Annotated in this window: 16 protein-coding genes and 2 tRNA genes; 6 read left to right on the top strand and 12 right to left on the bottom strand. The window is 63.6% G+C overall.

From position 1 onward, the window contains the following. Positions 1-70 precede the first annotated feature (70 nt). The 7 genes from acpP to AC3A35_RS15390 all read right to left on the bottom strand — a co-directional run bounded on the left by acpP (position 71) and on the right by AC3A35_RS15390 (position 4,903). The gene (gene acpP / locus AC3A35_RS15420) at positions 71-310 is read right to left on the bottom strand and encodes an acyl carrier protein (protein ID WP_487437046.1); all 240 of its coding nucleotides are present in this window, start codon (positions 308-310) and stop codon (positions 71-73) included. 91 nt (positions 311-401) lie between these two features. Further along, positions 402-1,151 (bottom strand): 3-oxoacyl-ACP reductase FabG, encoded by a 750-nt coding sequence (fabG, locus tag AC3A35_RS15415; RefSeq protein WP_487437045.1) that lies wholly within the window; start codon positions 1,149-1,151, stop codon positions 402-404. Next, positions 1,148-2,083 carry an ACP S-malonyltransferase gene (gene fabD, locus AC3A35_RS15410; protein ID WP_487437267.1) on the bottom strand — a complete coding sequence of 312 codons (936 nt, stop codon included), beginning with the start codon at positions 2,081-2,083 and terminating at the stop codon, positions 1,148-1,150. Before fabD ends, fabG begins: the two co-directional genes overlap by 4 nt. Before the next feature lie 28 nt (positions 2,084-2,111). Beyond that, a complete protein-coding gene (locus AC3A35_RS15405) occupies positions 2,112-3,077 on the bottom strand; it encodes a beta-ketoacyl-ACP synthase III (protein WP_487437043.1) in 966 nt (321 codons plus the stop codon). After that, on the bottom strand, positions 3,074-4,090 hold the full coding sequence (gene plsX / locus AC3A35_RS15400; protein WP_487437042.1) for a phosphate acyltransferase PlsX: 1,017 nt from the start codon (positions 4,088-4,090) through the stop codon (positions 3,074-3,076). Before plsX ends, AC3A35_RS15405 begins: the two co-directional genes overlap by 4 nt. 91 nt (positions 4,091-4,181) lie before the next feature. Next, the gene (rpmF, locus tag AC3A35_RS15395; protein ID WP_108948205.1) at positions 4,182-4,361 is read right to left on the bottom strand and encodes a 50S ribosomal protein L32; all 180 of its coding nucleotides are present in this window, start codon (positions 4,359-4,361) and stop codon (positions 4,182-4,184) included. A 26-nt stretch (positions 4,362-4,387) separates the two neighbouring features. Next, positions 4,388-4,903: a YceD family protein gene (locus AC3A35_RS15390; protein WP_487437041.1), complete on the bottom strand. Its 516-nt coding sequence runs from the start codon at positions 4,901-4,903 to the stop codon at positions 4,388-4,390. Positions 4,904-4,997: 94 nt separating this feature from the next. On the opposite strand from AC3A35_RS15390, the gene AC3A35_RS15385 reads away from it, so the two are divergent. Together AC3A35_RS15385 and AC3A35_RS15380 are read left to right on the top strand one after the other, a co-directional pair. Continuing rightward, positions 4,998-5,573: a Maf family protein gene (locus AC3A35_RS15385; RefSeq protein ID WP_487437040.1), complete on the top strand. Its 576-nt coding sequence runs from the start codon at positions 4,998-5,000 to the stop codon at positions 5,571-5,573. Beyond that, positions 5,570-6,298, top strand: a complete 729-nt coding sequence (locus tag AC3A35_RS15380) for an SAM-dependent methyltransferase (RefSeq protein WP_487437039.1) — start codon at positions 5,570-5,572, stop codon at positions 6,296-6,298. Before AC3A35_RS15385 ends, AC3A35_RS15380 begins: the two co-directional genes overlap by 4 nt. Positions 6,299-6,327: 29 nt before the next feature. On the opposite strand, the gene AC3A35_RS15375 is transcribed toward AC3A35_RS15380, so the two are convergent. The 3 genes from AC3A35_RS15375 to AC3A35_RS15365 are packed head-to-tail and all read right to left on the bottom strand — an operon-like array spanning position 6,328 to position 8,262. Then, positions 6,328-6,675, bottom strand: a complete 348-nt coding sequence (locus tag AC3A35_RS15375; protein ID WP_487437038.1) for a Rieske (2Fe-2S) protein — start codon at positions 6,673-6,675, stop codon at positions 6,328-6,330. Next, positions 6,654-7,310, bottom strand: coding sequence for an HAD-IA family hydrolase (locus AC3A35_RS15370; protein WP_487437037.1), 657 nt, complete (start codon positions 7,308-7,310; stop codon positions 6,654-6,656). The genes AC3A35_RS15375 and AC3A35_RS15370 overlap by 22 nt, the downstream gene beginning before the upstream one ends. Continuing rightward, positions 7,303-8,262, bottom strand: a complete 960-nt coding sequence (locus AC3A35_RS15365; protein WP_487437035.1) for an RluA family pseudouridine synthase — start codon at positions 8,260-8,262, stop codon at positions 7,303-7,305. The genes AC3A35_RS15370 and AC3A35_RS15365 overlap by 8 nt, the downstream gene beginning before the upstream one ends. Positions 8,263-8,676: 414 nt before the next feature. Here AC3A35_RS15365 and AC3A35_RS15360 point away from each other — a divergent pair, with 414 nt between their 5' ends. Beyond that, the gene (locus tag AC3A35_RS15360; RefSeq protein ID WP_487437034.1) at positions 8,677-11,637 is read left to right on the top strand and encodes an Rne/Rng family ribonuclease; all 2,961 of its coding nucleotides are present in this window, start codon (positions 8,677-8,679) and stop codon (positions 11,635-11,637) included. A gap of 90 nt (positions 11,638-11,727) precedes the next feature. Here AC3A35_RS15360 and AC3A35_RS15355 read toward each other — a convergent pair whose 3' ends face one another. Both AC3A35_RS15355 and uvrB read right to left on the bottom strand, forming a co-directional pair. Further along, the gene (locus AC3A35_RS15355; protein ID WP_487437033.1) at positions 11,728-12,204 is read right to left on the bottom strand and encodes a low molecular weight protein-tyrosine-phosphatase; all 477 of its coding nucleotides are present in this window, start codon (positions 12,202-12,204) and stop codon (positions 11,728-11,730) included. Between the two features lie 12 nt (positions 12,205-12,216). Next, a complete protein-coding gene (gene uvrB, locus AC3A35_RS15350; RefSeq protein WP_487437031.1) occupies positions 12,217-14,289 on the bottom strand; it encodes an excinuclease ABC subunit UvrB in 2,073 nt (690 codons plus the stop codon). Positions 14,290-14,431: 142 nt separating this feature from the next. Between uvrB and AC3A35_RS15345 the strand changes: the two genes are divergently transcribed. From AC3A35_RS15345 to AC3A35_RS15335, 3 genes are all read left to right on the top strand, one after another. Beyond that, positions 14,432-15,634, top strand: coding sequence for an amino acid aminotransferase (locus AC3A35_RS15345; protein ID WP_487437029.1), 1,203 nt, complete (start codon positions 14,432-14,434; stop codon positions 15,632-15,634). Positions 15,635-15,724: 90 nt separating this feature from the next. Further along, positions 15,725-15,800, top strand: a tRNA-Asn gene (locus AC3A35_RS15340). 76 nt (positions 15,801-15,876) lie between these two features. Beyond that, positions 15,877-15,952, top strand: a tRNA-Asn gene (locus AC3A35_RS15335). Positions 15,953-15,958 lie beyond the last annotated feature (6 nt).

The raw sequence follows: 15,958 nt of genomic DNA, 5'->3' as shown, positions 1-15,958 counted from the left end.
TAAGGAATCAAGGCGGAGAATAAGGATCGATCCGGACTCCGCCGCGGCGAAGTCCGGAAGGAAAGCAGAATTACTTCTTGAGGTGGGCGCTGACGTAGTCAATCGCCTGCTGAACGTTGGTGATCTTTTCAGCCTCTTCGTCCGGGATCTCGCACTCGAACTCTTCTTCCAGTGCCATGACCAGTTCCACGGTGTCCAGCGAATCCGCGCCCAGATCATCCACGAACGAGGACTCGTTCTTGATCTCCGATTCGTTTACGCCGAGTTGCTCCGCAACGATCTTCTTGACGCGCTGTTCGATGTTCTCCATGAACATACTCCTTCCCTGAAAATGCAGATGTGTAAGAAAAAAACCCGTGTATTCTACCAAAAAGGACCGCTTCCGCTATCGCGGCGAGCGATCACGACATGTACATGCCACCATTGACATGCAGTGTTGTGCCAGTGACATAGGCGGCGGCCGGTGAAGCCAGGAAAGCGACGGCGCCGGCGATTTCCTCCGGCCGTCCCAGCCTGCCCAGTGCAATATTCCCCAGAAGCGCATCGCGCGCGGCGTCGGGCAGCGCTCGTGTCATGTCGGTGTCGATGAAACCCGGTGCCACGCAATTGACCGTGATATTGCGGCTACCCAGTTCACGTGCCAGGGCGCGACTCATTCCGGCCACGCCGGCCTTTGCCGCCGCATAGTTTGCCTGCCCGGGGTTTCCGGCACTGCCGACTACCGAAGTGATGTTGATGATGCGGCCATTACGGGCCTTCATCATGCCACGCATCACCAGTCGCGACATCCGGAACACGGACTTGAGGTTGGTATCGATGACCGAATCCCACTCGTCGTCCTTCATCCGCATCGCGAGGTTGTCACGGGTGATGCCGGCATTGTTGACCAGGATGCCGACTGCACCGTAGCGCTTCTCGATCTCCCCGACCACGGCCTCGCACGCCGGTGCATCGGTGACATCGAGCGCCAGTCCGGTACCCTTGAGTCCGGCCTCTTCAAGCCCTGCAGCGATATCGGCTGCGCCGTTCGCCGAAGTTGCGGTGCCGATGACGGTGGCTCCCAACTTGCCCAGTTCGAGCGCAACCGCACGACCGATGCCGCGCGATGCGCCGGTCACCAGCGCGATCTGTCCTTCCAGGGAAAAGCTCATGCCGACCTCACTGCTGCAATCATTTGCTCCAGACTGGCGGCGTCGTGTGCCGACCCGCCCTCCACTACCTTGGCAATCCGCCTGGTCATGCCCGCGAGCACCTTGCCCGGCCCGCATTCAATGACATGGGTCATCCCGCGCGCAGCCATTGCCTGCACCGATTCGATCCAGCGCACCGGCGAAAACGCCTGACGCACCAATGCGTCGCGAATCTGCGCCGGCTCGCTGTAGCTGGCGACATCCACGTTGTTGAGCACGGCAATCGAAGGCATGCTGACGTCAATCGTTGCCAGCCGCTCGGCAAGGCGTTCGGCGGCCGGACGCATCAATGCACAATGAAAGGGCGCGGATACGGGCAACAGCATTGCACGTTTTGCACCGCGCGCCTTGGCGGCCTCGATCGCCCGCTCCACTGCGGCCCTGGCCCCCGCAATCACGATCTGACCGGGAGCGTTCAGGTTCGCCGCCTCGACCACCTCGCCCTGCGCAGCTTCGCTGCAAGCCTCGCGCACGGCGTCGGCTTCGAGCCCGAGCAGGGCCGCCATCGCGCCCTCGCCCGCCGGTACGGCCTCCTGCATGGCCTGCGCACGGAAACGGACCAGCGGTACGGCGTCGGCAAAAGTCAGCGCTCCTGCAGCAACCAGGGCGGAGTATTCACCCAGACTGTGCCCGGCAACCAGCCCGGGCCGCGGCCCGCCCGCCGCCAGCCACGCGCGGTAGGCGGCAACGCCGGCGGTCAGCATCAGCGGCTGGGTATTGACCGTGAGCGCCAGACGCTCGGCCGGGCCTTCACTGACCATCTGCCACAAATCCTCGCCCAGGGCGCCGGACGCCTCGGCGAAGGTGTTACGAATGACAGGGGATTCACCGTAGGCGGCCATCATGCCGACCGATTGCGACCCCTGACCGGGGAAAACCAGCGCAAAAGCCATCATTTCTCCGTTTGCATCGAGGAAGAACTCAGAAATCGATCAGGGCCGCGCCCCAGGTGAACCCGCCGCCGACCCCCTCGATGATCACTCGATGACCGGGGCGAATGCGCCCGTCGCGCACAGCCAGATCGAGGGCGAGCGGGATCGATGCCGCCGAGGTGTTGCCGTGGCTCTCGACGGTGGTGATGACACGCTCCATCGACACGCCGAGTCGCCGCGCGGTAGCCTGGATGATACGAATGTTGGCCTGATGGGGAATCAGCCAATCGACACTGTCGACCGTGGCCCCTGCCGCTTCCAGCACCTCGTTCGCGACATCGCCGAGCACCTTGACCGCGAACTTGAACACGGCCTGTCCATCCATGCGCAGGAAGGGATCGCCGATGACCTGCCCGGCAGCCACGCCGCCGGCCACGCACAGGATGGGGTGATGGCTACCATCGGCATGAAGCGCCGTGGTGCGGATACCCGGCATTTCGGATGCTTCCAGCACCACCGCCCCGGCACCGTCGCCGAACAGCACACAGGTGCTGCGATCAGACCAGTCCAGAATGCGGGAGAACACCTCGGCGCCGACGACCAGCGCACGCTTGTTGCTACCCGAACGGATGAATTTTTCGGCAATGGTCAGCGCATAGACGAAACCGCTGCAGACCGCCTGCACATCGAAGGCCGCCGCGCCGTTGCGAATCCCGAGCTTGGACTGGAGCAGCGCTGCCGTACTCGGGAAGATGAAGTCAGGCGTCGAGGTGGCGACGATGATGAGGTCGATGTCCTCCGGTTCGCACCCGGCCGCCTCGATGGCGCGTTCGGCAGCAAACAGTGCGAGGTCACTGGAGCCGACATCGGCCGAGGCGAGATGGCGGGCACGAATCCCGGTGCGGGTTGTGACCCACTCGTCAGAGGTATCGATCCCGCGTTTGACGAGATCGTCATTGCTGACCGGTTCTCCGGGCAGGTAACTGCCGGTACCCGAGATTCTTGCGTAGATCATGCCGCGACCTCACTCATGCTCGCCATTTTTCTGCTGATCCGTTCGATCAACTGGTTCCCTGCAGCATCCGCGGCACGACCGATGGCTTGCTCGAATGCAAAGCTGTCCGCCGAGCCATGGCTCTTCACCACGACGCCCCGCAGCCCGAGCAGTACCGCGCCGTTGTATCGTCGGTGATCGACCCGGTGCTTGAACTTCTTCAGGACCGGAAGTGCCACCAGGGCCATCGCGCGAGTCAGGAGATTGCGCCCGAATTCTTCGCGCAGGAAGGTGGACAGCATCTGGGCAAGTCCTTCCGAGGTCTTGAGCGCAACGTTGCCGACAAACCCGTCGCAGACCACCACATCCGCGGTGCCCTTGTAGATGTCGTCCCCTTCGACGTTGCCGTAGAAATTGAGGCCGCTGCCGCGCAGCAACTCTCCGGCCTGCTTGACGATCTCGTTACCCTTGATCGCCTCTTCGCCGATATTGAGCAATCCGACCCGCGGACGCTCGACATGATCCACCGCAGCGACCAGCATCGATCCCATGATCCCGAACTGCAACAGATGCTCTGCGGTGCAGTCGACGTTGGCGCCGAGATCGAGCACGTAAGTGTGCCCGCGAAGCGTGGGCAGGATCGAACTGATCGCGGGGCGATCGATGCCGGGCAGCGTCTTCAGCACGAACCGGGAGATCGCCATCAGTGCGCCGGTGTTACCCGCCGAAATGGCAGCCGCCGCCTCGCCGGCCTTGACCAGATCGATGGCGACCCGCATCGACGAGTCCTTCTTGCTGCGCATGGCGCTGGCAGGCGGTTCGTCCATGCCGACGACCTCGGACGCATGATGCAGTCGGACCCGGGGACCGAGTTCCGCCAGCGCGTGTCCGAGCAGCGGCGTGAGCGACTCTTCGCGCCCGACCAGGATCGCGTGCACAGCAGGATGGCTGCGCAAAAAGGACAGCGCAGCAGGCACGGTCACGACCGGACCGTGATCGCCACCCATGCAGTCGATTGCAATGGTGACACCCATCGGCTTCTCGCGTGATTCAGAAATTGGGGATAAAAAAGGCGGCGCAGGCGCATTGCGCGCTGCGCCGCCTCCTTCAGATCAGGACGCGAACTTATTCGCCCTTGGCCTTTGCAACCTTCTTGCCGCGGTAGAAGCCGTTCGGGCTGATATGGTGACGCAGGTGGACTTCACCGGTGGTCGCTTCGACGGCCAGCGCCGGTGCGGTCAGGAAATCGTGCGCACGATGCATGCCACGCTTGGAGGGGGACTTCTTGTTCTGCTGGACGGCCATGAAAAACTCCTAAATCAAAACGTTACCTAAACTGCACCGCTGTTGCCACGCAATCCGGACAGCACAGCGAAAGGCGATTTCTTTTCTGCTCCGCCATCGGGGCGAGGCGATTCACATTCATCATGACGGGGCGCAATCGGCAGAGCGAGAAGAATCTCGTCCTCGATCAGACCGAGCACATCCAGATCGTCCCCGACCTCGATCGCATCGACCTCATCGTCTTCCAGCTCGTCGTCAGGAATTTCCTGACCGGCACGAACCGGCTGAAGCAAAGTACTGACCGCCAGATCCCAACCAAGGCCACCCAGACAACGCTGACAACGCAACATCAGCCGCCCGTCGATCGTCAAATGCAGACGGGGCCCGCTTTCCGGCTCCCTGCTTCCGTCGATCCGATACTCCACGACACCGGCCGTATCGGTCAGCTGATCCGACAATCGCAACATCGAAGCGACTTCGACCTTGCCCGACAGGCTGCGTTGTTCGGCTGCGAACTTGAATACATCCGCGATATGACCGGGTTTGGAGTCTTGGTTAGACATAAGCCGCGCATGATATTATTTTTTCGTCGCAGCTGTCAAAGCCCATTGCGACGCAGTCTCGCCCGCCAGCCTCCTGCCTTCGACTTCCAAACTCATGAAAATCGTTCTCGCCTCAACCTCCCTGTATCGCAAGCAGCTGCTGGAGCGCTTCAACCTCCCTTTCGAGACGACCCGGCCAGAGACCGACGAAAGCGCGCAGCGCGGCGAATCCCCCCCCGGCCTGGCCGAACGCCTCGCGCGGGACAAGGCGCTGGCCGTTGCCGGCCTTTACCCGGACGCCCTGATCATTGGCAGCGACCAGGTGGCCTACGCGGGCGATGACATCTTCGGCAAACCCGGAACGGTGGATCGAGCGGTCGCGCAGCTGCAGCAGATGAGCGGCCGCGAAGTGGTGTTCCACACCGCCGTCGCGCTGCTGAACAGCCGCAGCGGGCATATGCAGTGCGAAGGCGTCGCGACCCGGGTACGCTTTCGCACGCTGAGCGGGGATGAGATCCGCCGCTATGTAGAGATCGAAATGCCGCTCGACTGCGCAGGCAGCGCCAAGTCCGAAGGCCTGGGAATCTCGTTGCTCGATGCGCTCAGCGGGGACGACCCCACCGCACTGATCGGCCTGCCCCTTATCGCCCTTGCGCGCATGCTGCGCGCGGAAGGGGTGCAGCTTCCATGAGCAGAGCCGGACAGGGAGCACTGTACCTGGTGCCGGTCAGTCTCGGCGAGGCGGCATGGCCATCCTTTCTGCCGGCGGAGGTCCAGCAGCGTGCCGCCTCGATTCAACACTTCGTGGTCGAGAACGCCCGCGCTGCACGCGCCCATCTCAAGCAGATCGACTTTCCCGGCGTCCTGCGTGACACCGATATCCAGGAACTCCCCGCCACCGCCGACAATGCTGCACTGGACGCCCTGCTCACCCCTGCACTGCACGGCAAGGATATCGGCCTCATGTCCGACGCGGGCTGCCCGGCAGTGGCCGATCCGGGCGCCCGCCTGGTGGCGCGAGCACACGCGCTGGGCATACGGGTAGTGCCGCTGGTCGGTCCGTCGTCGATTCTGCTCGGACTCATGGGGTCCGGCCTCAATGGCCAGAGTTTCGCTTTTCACGGCTATCTTCCGGTTGCAGAAAGCGAGCGCGATGCCAGCCTGCGGGCACTCGAAGACGAATCCCGTCGCATCGGCAGAACACAGATCTTTATCGAAACCCCTTACCGCAACGACCGCATGTTCGAGGCCCTGCTCCGCATCTGCAGCCCGGACACCCGGCTCTGTGTCGCCTGCGACCTGAGCACGCCCGGCGAACTAGTGCTGACCCGCACCGTCCGCGCCTGGCGGGCGAGCGAGACCCCTCAGATCACGAAGCGTCCCGCCCTCTTTCTGCTGCTGGCAGGCGGGACCTGACCCGATACGTCACCTCAGACGTGACAAGGCTACTGCTCGATCAGATAAACCTTGCCGTCGTCTTCGACAATGGCCAGCGGCTTCAGGGAAGCACCCTTGCATGGCCCCATCAGGCAGCGGCCATTGCGCGGATCGTAATGCGCGCCATGAACCGCGCAGATCAGCATGTGCCCGCTCATGTCGAAAAACTTGCCTTCCATCCAGTCCATCTCGACCGGAACATGGGCGCAGCGGTTGAGGTAGGCATACACCCGTCCGCGATAGCGCACCGCAAAAGCGGGATTCGGGCGCACGCCGTCACCGACCTCGAAGCGGATCCCGTCACCGCCATCTTCGAGCGCAACAGACGCACAGATCAGACGTTTGCCCGCAGCCATGCATCGAGCTCCTGCGGGGTATCGACACATGCCACCGGCGCGGCGGCACGCAGGACCGCAGCCGGATGCGCGCCAAAGGTCACGGCAAGTCCGGATACCCCGGCGTTTTTCGCCATCTGGAGATCATGGGTGGTGTCGCCGATCATCAGGGTGCGCTCGGGCATCACCCCGAGCTCATCCATGATCTGCTCCAGCATCGCCGGGTGGGGCTTGGAGAAGCACTCGTCGGCGCAGCGCGTGCTGTGAAAGAACTGCCCGAGCCCCGAATGCTCGAGCGCGCGATTCAGTCCGGCCCGGCTCTTGCCGGTCGCCACCGCCAGCAGGCGATCCTGCCCGGCCAGCCATGCGATGGTGGCGGCCACCCCGGGGAAGAGGGTGAGCTCGTGATCGGACGCGAGATAGTGGTGGCGATAGCGCTCGACCATGCGAGAGTAATCCTGCTCCGGCAACTCCGGCACCGCATGCCGCAGCGCATCGCCCAGCCCCAGGCCAATCACGTAACGGGCACGCTCGTCGGACGGCTGAGGCAAACCTAGATCCTGGCACGCCGCGCCAATCGCGCTCACGATGGCCGCGGCGGAGTCGAGCACCGTCCCGTCCCAGTCGAACACCACCAGATCGAAGCGTTCAGCCATTGTCTTCCGGCTCCCGCGCATCGAGCCGATCGATGAACTGCTGCAACTCCGGGGGCAGCGCGGCCTCGAACACCAGGGCCTCGCCGGTCAGCGGATGACTGAAGCTCAGTTTTGCCGCGTGCAGGAACATGCGTTTGAGTCCTTCGGCTTCGAGCGCCTTGTTGAGGGGAAAGTTACCGTATTTGTCGTCGCCGCACAGCGGAAAGCCGAGATGCGCAAGATGCACCCTGATCTGATGCGTGCGCCCGCTTTTCAGTTCCACTTCGAGCAGGCTGTAGCTTTTCCAGCGCCGCACCAGGCGCACGATACTGTGCGATGCCTTGCCGTCGGGGCTGACCCGCACCCTGCGCTCGCCCTCGGCGGTGAGGTATTTGTACAGCGGCACCTTCACATGCTGGACCGGATTGACCCAACGCCCGGGGACCAGGGTGAGATAGCGCTTCTCCATCGCCCCGTCGCGCATCATGTCGTGCAGCACGGTGAGCGCCGAGCGTTTCTTGGCCACGATCAGCAGCCCCGACGTATCGCGATCGAGGCGATGCGCCAGTTCCAGCATGCGCAATTCGGGACGCTGCACGCGCAACTGCTCGATGACGCCGAAACTGATGCCGCTGCCGCCATGTACGGCCTTGCCCGCCGGCTTGTCGATGACCAACACCGCGTCGTCCTCGAACACCACCGGCAATGCCTTGCCTGGCGGCGGCGGGTTCGACTGCGCAGACTCCGACACCCGCATCGGCGGAATGCGGATCTCGTCACCGATCGCCAGCCGGTAGGTTTGCTGCACCCGTCCGCCGTTGACGCGTACTTCCCCGCTGCGCAGGATGCGATAGACGTGACTCTTGGGCACCCCTTTCGCAATCCGCATCAGGTAGTTGTCGATGCGCTGACCCGCCGCGGATTCATCGATCCGCTCGTGCCGCACCGCAATCGCTTTGCCTTGAATCATCATCCTGAAATATACTTCCGTGCGGTTGCTTCCGGTTGCGGTCGGCATCCCCTCGCGCCACAAGGCGGTGGAGGATGGACGACGATGAGCCCGCACGAGCGCTCCCGGAAAACCGTAGCGTGCCACACGTAGCCCTGAAAGGGCGCCGATGGTAACGCAATCGACAAACTTCTACATACCCATCCAGCCTCGCGGTTGGATTTAGACGCGCAACACACAAGCAGGATCAAATGATCCTGCCGGCAGGTCCGAGGACCAAAGCGGGCAGGAACAAGAGAATATCGACCAGCCGACCCATCACAGCCCTTATCCAACCACCGGATTTAAGTAGCCCTACCCAACTGCTCCTGAACCCGGAGAGCGCGATGGTGCGCGCCGTTCGTCCTGCCCGTGTCCATTGCGCGGGAGACGATCCAAATGAAGCGCATGCTTTTCAATGCGACGCAGGCCGAAGAACTTCGCGTCGCGATCGTAGACGGTCAGAAACTGATCGATCTCGATATCGAGTCGGCCAACAAGGAAGAACGCAAGAGCAACATCTACAAGGCGGTCATCACCCGCCTCGAGCCCAGCCTCGAGGCCGCCTTCGTCGATTACGGTGCCGAGCGTCACGGTTTCCTGCCGTTCAAGGAGATCTCGCGCTCCTATTTCCAGCCCGGCGTGGATGCGAGCAAGGCCAGCATCAAGGAAGCCCTGCGCGAAGGCCAGGAACTGATCGTCCAGGTCGAGAAGGACGAGCGCGGCAACAAGGGTGCGGCGCTCACCACCTATATCTCGCTCGCCGGCCGTTACCTGGTGCTGATGCCGAACAACCCGCGCGGCGGTGGCGTATCGCGCCGCGTCGAGGGTGACGAGCGCGCCGAGCTGCGCGAGGTCATGGACCAGCTCGACGTGCCGTCGGGCATGAGCCTGATTGCCCGTACCGCTGCAATCGGCCGTGGCGCCGAAGAACTGCAGTGGGACCTGAACTACCTGATGCAGCTGTGGACGGCCATCGAAGGCGCCGCCCAGGGCCAGACCGGTGCGTTCCTGATCTATCAGGAAGGCAGCCTGGTGATTCGTGCGATCCGGGACTACTTCCAGCCCGATATCGGCGAGATCCTGATCGACACCGACGAGATTCACGAGCAGGCCCATCAGTTCATGGCTCACGTGATGCCGGGCAACGTCAATCGGATCAAGCGTTACCAGGACGACGTGCCGCTGTTCTCGCGCTTCCAGATCGAACATCAGATCGAATCGGCGTACTCGCGCCAGGTCGGCCTGCCCTCGGGCGGCGCCGTGGTCATCGACCACACCGAAGCACTGGTCTCGGTCGACGTCAACTCGGGCCGCGCCACCAAGGGTGCCGACATCGAGGAAACCGCCTTCCGCACCAACCTCGAGGCTGCGGACGAGATCGCCCGTCAGTTGCGCCTGCGCGACCTTGGCGGCCTGATCGTGATCGACTTCATCGACATGGAGTCGCAGAAGAACCAGCGCGAAGTCGAGAACCGCCTGCGCGACGCGCTGCGCCACGATCGTGCCCGCGTCCAGACCGGCAAGATCAGCCGCTTCGGCCTGCTCGAGCTGTCGCGCCAGCGCCTGCGTCCGGCCCTGGCCGAGACCAGCTACATCACCTGCCCGCGTTGCAACGGGACCGGCCACATCCGGAGCACCGAGTCTTCGGCGCTGCACATCATCCGCATCCTCGAAGAGGAAGCGATGAAGGACAACACCGGTGCCGTGCATCTGCAGGTGCCGGTGGATGTCGCGACCTTCCTGCTCAACGAGAAGCGGGTCGACATCGCCCGCATCGAGTTCCGCCACAAGGTTCAGCTGATCATCGTCCCGAACCGCCATATGGAAACGCCGGCGCATGAGATCATCCGTCTGCGCCACGACCAGTTGAACCAGGAAGACATCGCGCTCGCCAGCTATCAGATGGTGCAGCAGCCGGTCGCCTCGGAAACCGGCATGCCGATCAAGGAAGGCGACAAGCCGGTGCGCCAGGAGGCTGCCGTAAAGGGTATTTCGGCGGCTCAGCCCGCGCCGCTGGTCGAACACCGCGCCCAGGCCGAGGCAGCTGCGCCGGTCGCCGCGCCCGCGGAGAAGGGCTTGATCGCCCGCATCATTGGCTGGTTCAGCTCGGACAAGACGCCTGAAGTCGCACCGCAACCGGTCGTCGAAACGCCCCCCAAGCGCGAAACCCGTGGTCGGGGCGAGCGTAGCGGCGGTGGCCGTAACGGCGGTGGTCGCAACGGGCGTCGCGACGGTCAGCGCGGAGAACGCGGTGAGCGCACCGAAGCCGAGGCAAGCAGCGGTCGCAACGCGGCGCGCGCCGACCGTGGCGAAAGCGCAGAACGCGACAAGCCTCAACGTCAGACTCAGGACAAGCAGGAACGTGGCGAACGCACCGAGCGGACCGACCGCGCCGAAGAAGGTGGTCGTGGCCGCGGTCGTGGACGCCAGCGCCAGCCGCGTCAGGAGGAGTTGGACAAGGCCGCCGAGGCCAGTGTCGAGATGTTGGCGATCAGTGCGGGCGAAGCATCAAGCGCGGTTGCGGTCGTTGCACCGGCTGCCGAAGTCCCCACAACCGAAGAGGGCGCGCCGGAGAAGCGTCGCCGTCGCAGCCGTGGTCGTCGCGACCGTCGTCCGGGCGAAGCGCAGGAAAACGGCGAACTGCAGCCGAGCAGCGGCGAGACCGCCGACGAGGCCGCCGCAGCCACGACCGAACCCGCAACGGTCGTCAGCGAAGCCGCCGTTGTGGTGGTCGAGCCCGTCGTCGCTGCGGAACTGCCGGTCGTGATCGAAACGGCATCGGCCCCCGAGCCAGTCGAGATCGCCGCCGTTTCGGAGCCTGCTCCGTTGCCGGTCGCGGTGGAGGTTCCGGTGGCCGCTCAGCAGTCTCCTGCTCCCGAACCGGCCGCGGTCGAAATGCCCGCGGCAGAACCTGCAGCGGAAGCGATTTCGGAACAGGTTGCGATCGTGGAACCGGTTCTGGCGCCTGCCGTGGTGAGCGCTGACGAACCGGAGCAAGCGGCGCCCGTCGTCGAGCTGTCCGAACCGAGCGAACCGAGCACGGTCGTCGAGGTCGAGCGTCCGACCGAGTCTATCGAGTCGATCGCCGCTCCGTCACCGCTCGTGGCCGACACGACACCCCCGCTCGGCGAAAACGTGGCGCCTGCGCCAGCTGCGCCCGTTGCCACCGCTGCGACAGCGCCGATCGACCTGACTGGCGTGCTCGAGGAAGCCGGACTGGAACTGGTCGAGACCAGCCTGGAGAAGAAGGCAAACTTCGGCACCGGTGCCCCGGAACCCGAACGCCTTGGGCGCAAGCCGCGCCCTGCGGCAGTGGTGGTGGAAGAGCCGCTGCAACAGGTCGAGACCCAAAAGTAAGCGCGTATCCTGCGGTCGGATCTGGCCGCAGCCGAACCGAATGAACTGGCCGCCTTCGGGCGGCCAGTTCATTTTGCGTGGTTCAGGGGGTCATTTCCCGTCCGTGGCCACCAACTGCTTCAGCAGACCATCCACACCCTGCTCGCACAGATCGAGCACGAACTCGAACCCGTTCGGCCCGCCATAGTACGGATCGGGAACCTCCCTCTCCAGCGCTTCCTCGGCAAACTCGAGGAATAGCCGGAGCTTGATCCGGTACACCTCGGGGCAGTTCTTCATCATCTGCTCGAGATGCCCGCGGTCCATTGCCAGCAGCAGATCGAAGCGCTGATAATCCTCCGCCTCGAGCTTGCGCGCCCGGATCGTCGACAAATCGTACCCCCGTTGCGCTGCGACCTTGCGCGTACGCGGATCGGGCGCCTCCCCTGCGTGGTAGCCCTGGATACCCGCCGAACCGACCTCGATCAGGGACTCCAGCCCCGACGTCGAGATCAGATGGCGGGCAATCCCCTCTGCAGTCGGCGATCTGCAGATATTTCCGGAACATACGAACAGCACCCGTTTCATTTCCTGCACCTCTTAGCTGTTTCCGTGCTGATCTGCGCCAAATGCTCTTTCGCGCAGGCGGAACAACTCGTCCCGTGCCGCGGCGGCCTTCTCGAATTCGAGATTGCGCGCATGATCCTGCATCTCCTTTTCCAGCTTCTTGATCGTCCTGGCAAGCGCCTTTTCGTCCATCAGCGCATAGTCTGCCCGCGCCTCCGCCGCCACCGACGCGCGCTTCTGGTCATCTGCCGAGTAGACCCCGTCGATGATGTCCTTGATCCGCTTGGTGACGGTCCGCGGCACGATACCATTCGCCAGGTTGAACGCAATCTGCTTGGTGCGGCGACGTTCGGTCTCACCCATTGCGAGACGCATCGAGTTGGTGATCCGATCGGCATAAAGGATCGCGGTGCCGTTGATGTGGCGGGCGGCCCGGCCGATGGTCTGGATCAGCGAGCGTTCCGAACGCAGAAACCCCTCCTTGTCCGCATCGAGGATGGTCACCAGAGACACTTCTGGAATGTCCAGCCCCTCGCGCAGCAGGTTGATCCCGACCAGCACGTCGAATTCGCCCAGGCGCAGGTCGCGGATGATCTCCACCCGTTCCACGGTATCGATGTCGGAGTGCAGATAGCGCACCCGGATGCCATTTTCGCCGAGGTAATCGGTGAGATCCTCGGCCATACGCTTGGTCAGCACGGTGACCAGGATGCGCTCCTGCACCGCGGTGCGCTTCTTGATCTCGCCGAGGAGGTCGTCCACCTGGGTGGCGGCCGGGCGGACCTCGACCACGGGGTCGATCAGTCCGGTCGGGCGCACCACCTGCTCGACTACCTGGCCCTGGTGCTCGGCCTCATAGGCGGCGGGCGTGGCCGACACGAAGGTGGTCTGCGGCATCAGGCGTTCGAACTCGTCGAACTTCAGCGGTCGGTTGTCGAGCGCAGACGGCAGGCGGAATCCATAGCCGACCAGATTCTCCTTGCGCGAGCGGTCGCCCTTGTACATCGCGCCGACCTGGCCGATCGACACGTGTGACTCGTCGATGAACATCAGCGCATCGGCCGGCAGATAGTCGATCAGGGTCGGGGGCGGTTCGCCCGGTCCGCGCCCGGACAGATGCCGAGAGTAATTCTCGATCCCCTTGCAGAAGCCCATTTCGTTGAGCATCTCCAGATCGAAGCGGGTGCGCTGCTCGATGCGCTGGGCTTCGACCAGCTTGCCGTCCTGCTGAAACTGCTGCACCCGCAGCTTCAGCTCCTCCTTGATCGCCTCGATTGCCTTCAGTACCGTCGCCCGCGGGGTGACGTAGTGACTCGAGGGGTACACCGTGAAGCGCCCCAGCTTCTGCCGCAGCTGACCGGTCAGCGGGTCGAACAGGGTCAGGTGCTCGACCTCGTCGTCGAACAGCTCGATCCGGATCGCAAGCTCGGCGTTCTCGGATGGAAACACGTCGATCACGTCACCGCGTACGCGAAAGGTGCCGCGGCGAAAATCGATGTCCGACCGGGTGTACTGCATCGCCACCAGGCGCTGGATGAGATCGCGGTGGGCAACGCGCTCACCTTCACGCAGATGCAGGATCATGGCGTGGTAATCGACCGGATCGCCGATACCGTAGATGCACGACACGGTGGCGACGATCACCACATCGCGCCGCTCCATCAGGCTCTTGGTGGCCGACAGGCGCATCTGCTCGATGTGCTCGTTGATCGAAGAGTCCTTCTCGATGAACAGGTCGCGCGAGGGCACATAGGCCTCGGGCTGATAGTAGTCGTAGTAGCTGACGAAATACTCGACCGCGTTCTCGGGCAGGAACTCGCGAAACTCGGCATAGAGCTGTGCCGCCAGCGTCTTGTTCGGCGCCAGCACCAGTGCCGGGCGCCCCATGCGGGCGATGACGTTGGCCATGGTGTAGGTCTTGCCGGAGCCGGTCACCCCGAGCAGGGTCTGGAACATCAAACCGTCTTCGACCCCCTCCACCAGCTTTGCGATCGCCTCGGGCTGGTCGCCTGCGGGCGGAAACGGCCGATGCAGCCGGAACGGGCTGCCATCGAAGGTGACGATATCTGTCCTGCTCGCCGAAACACTGTCGCCTGGACTCTGCATGCTAGAATTTCCGATTGTTTCGACTGGCGGCGAATATTGGGCCACCAGCACGGGCAAACGTCGATTATTTCCCAAATCGCACGTCAAGGCACGGTCTGTTTCCATGCTCGACGGGCGAGAACCCCAAGCTCTTGGAGTCCACATGTCCGCATCGATCTTCTCCGCCGTCGAGATGGCGCCCCGTGACCCGATCCTCGGTCTTAACGAGTCCTTCAACGCGGATACGCGCGCCGAAAAGGTGAACCTCGGCGTGGGCGTGTACTACGACGACAACGGCAAGATTCCGCTGCTGGGCGCTGTTCGCGCGGCCGAGAAAACTCGCCTCGAAGCGCAGCCGCCGCGTGGCTACCAGCCCATCGAAGGCCCCGCCACCTACAACAACGCGGTGCAGAACCTGCTGCTGGGCAAGGATTCCGCGCTCATCGCCAACGGCCAGGTCGTGACCGTCGAAGCGCTCGGCGGTACCGGCGCACTCAAGGTGGGCGCCGACTACCTCAAGCGCCTCGTTCCGGGGGCCACGGTGTACATTTCGGACCCGAGCTGGGAGAACCACCGCGCGCTGTTCGAGTCCGCCGGCTTTCCGGTCGACACCTACCCCTACTACGAACCGGAATCCCGCGGCGTGAACTTCGCCGGCATGAAGGCCAAGCTGGAAAGCCTGCCCGCCGGCTCGGTGATCGTGCTGCATGCCTGCTGCCACAACCCGACCGGTGCAGACCTGTCCGACGAGCAATGGACCGAGGTGGTCGACGCCTGCCGCAACCGCGGCCTGATTCCCTTCCTCGACATGGCCTACCAGGGCTTCGCCGACGGCATCGAAGCCGATGCGGTCGCGGTACGTGCCTTCTCCTCGAGCGGGCTGCAGTTCTTCGTTTCCAGCTCGTTCTCGAAGAGCTTCTCGCTCTATGGCGAACGTGTCGGCGCGCTCTCGATCATTACCGCGAGCAAGGAGGAAAGCGGCCGCGTGCTGTCGCAGGTGAAGCGCGTGATCCGCACCAACTATTCCAACCCGCCGATCCATGGCGGCGCCGTCGTTGCCGCGGTGCTGAACTCGCCCGAACTGCGCCAGCAATGGGAAGACGAACTCGCCGGCATGCGCGACCGTATCCGCGCCATGCGCACCGGTCTGGTCGAAGCGCTCAAGGCCGCCGGGGTGGCACAGGACTTCTCGTTCGTGATCAAGCAGCGCGGCATGTTCTCCTATACCGGCCTGAGTGCTGCGCAGGTCGAACGCCTGAAGAGCGAGTTCGGCATCTATGCGGTGTCGACCGGCCGCATCTGCCTCGCCGCGCTCAACACCAAGAACATCGGCTACGTGGCAAAGGCGATCGCTGCGGTGGTTTGAGACTGACCGGAACACAGCCGCAGATCATCCAAAAACTGCGGCTGTTTCCTTGACGAAAGGGCGCGCACTACCTACAATGCGCGCCTCTGTTCCTCGATAGCTCAGTCGGTAGAGCGCCGGACTGTTAATCCGTAGGTCCCTGGTTCGAGCCCAGGTCGAGGAGCCAGAAGAACAACAATGCTTCGGGTCGGAAGACGACGCGAATGGGGTTGCCCCCACAAGCAATAGCAGTGCAGATCTATTCCTCGATAGCTCAGTCGGTAGAGCGCCGGACTGTTAATCCGTAGGTCCCTGGTTCGAGCCCAGGTCGAGGAGCCAGCTTCA

The organism is Azoarcus sp. Soil_N_20 (assembly GCF_057656155.1).
The sequence above is the reverse complement of the archived record's forward strand: the minus strand, read 5'-3'. Positions and strand labels throughout refer to the sequence as shown.

Excerpts from the sequence above, each read along its gene's own strand:
- acpP (WP_487437046.1), bottom strand. The coding sequence starts at position 310 with ATGGAGAACATCGAACAGCGCGTCAAGAAGATCGTTGCGGAGCAACTC.
- fabG (WP_487437045.1), bottom strand. The coding sequence starts at position 1,151 with ATGAGCTTTTCCCTGGAAGGACAGATCGCGCTGGTGACCGGCGCATCG.
- fabD (WP_487437267.1), bottom strand. The coding sequence starts at position 2,083 with ATGGCTTTTGCGCTGGTTTTCCCCGGTCAGGGGTCGCAATCGGTCGGC.
- AC3A35_RS15405 (WP_487437043.1), bottom strand. The coding sequence starts at position 3,077 with ATGATCTACGCAAGAATCTCGGGTACCGGCAGTTACCTGCCCGGAGAA.
- plsX (WP_487437042.1), bottom strand. The coding sequence starts at position 4,090 with ATGGGTGTCACCATTGCAATCGACTGCATGGGTGGCGATCACGGTCCG.
- rpmF (WP_108948205.1), bottom strand. The coding sequence starts at position 4,361 with ATGGCCGTCCAGCAGAACAAGAAGTCCCCCTCCAAGCGTGGCATGCAT.
- AC3A35_RS15390 (WP_487437041.1), bottom strand. The coding sequence starts at position 4,903 with ATGTCTAACCAAGACTCCAAACCCGGTCATATCGCGGATGTATTCAAG.
- AC3A35_RS15385 (WP_487437040.1), top strand. The coding sequence starts at position 4,998 with ATGAAAATCGTTCTCGCCTCAACCTCCCTGTATCGCAAGCAGCTGCTG.
- AC3A35_RS15380 (WP_487437039.1), top strand. The coding sequence starts at position 5,570 with ATGAGCAGAGCCGGACAGGGAGCACTGTACCTGGTGCCGGTCAGTCTC.
- AC3A35_RS15375 (WP_487437038.1), bottom strand. The coding sequence starts at position 6,675 with ATGGCTGCGGGCAAACGTCTGATCTGTGCGTCTGTTGCGCTCGAAGAT.
- AC3A35_RS15370 (WP_487437037.1), bottom strand. The coding sequence starts at position 7,310 with ATGGCTGAACGCTTCGATCTGGTGGTGTTCGACTGGGACGGGACGGTG.
- AC3A35_RS15365 (WP_487437035.1), bottom strand. The coding sequence starts at position 8,262 with ATGATGATTCAAGGCAAAGCGATTGCGGTGCGGCACGAGCGGATCGAT.
- AC3A35_RS15360 (WP_487437034.1), top strand. The coding sequence starts at position 8,677 with ATGAAGCGCATGCTTTTCAATGCGACGCAGGCCGAAGAACTTCGCGTC.
- AC3A35_RS15355 (WP_487437033.1), bottom strand. The coding sequence starts at position 12,204 with ATGAAACGGGTGCTGTTCGTATGTTCCGGAAATATCTGCAGATCGCCG.
- uvrB (WP_487437031.1), bottom strand. The coding sequence starts at position 14,289 with ATGCAGAGTCCAGGCGACAGTGTTTCGGCGAGCAGGACAGATATCGTC.
- AC3A35_RS15345 (WP_487437029.1), top strand. The coding sequence starts at position 14,432 with ATGTCCGCATCGATCTTCTCCGCCGTCGAGATGGCGCCCCGTGACCCG.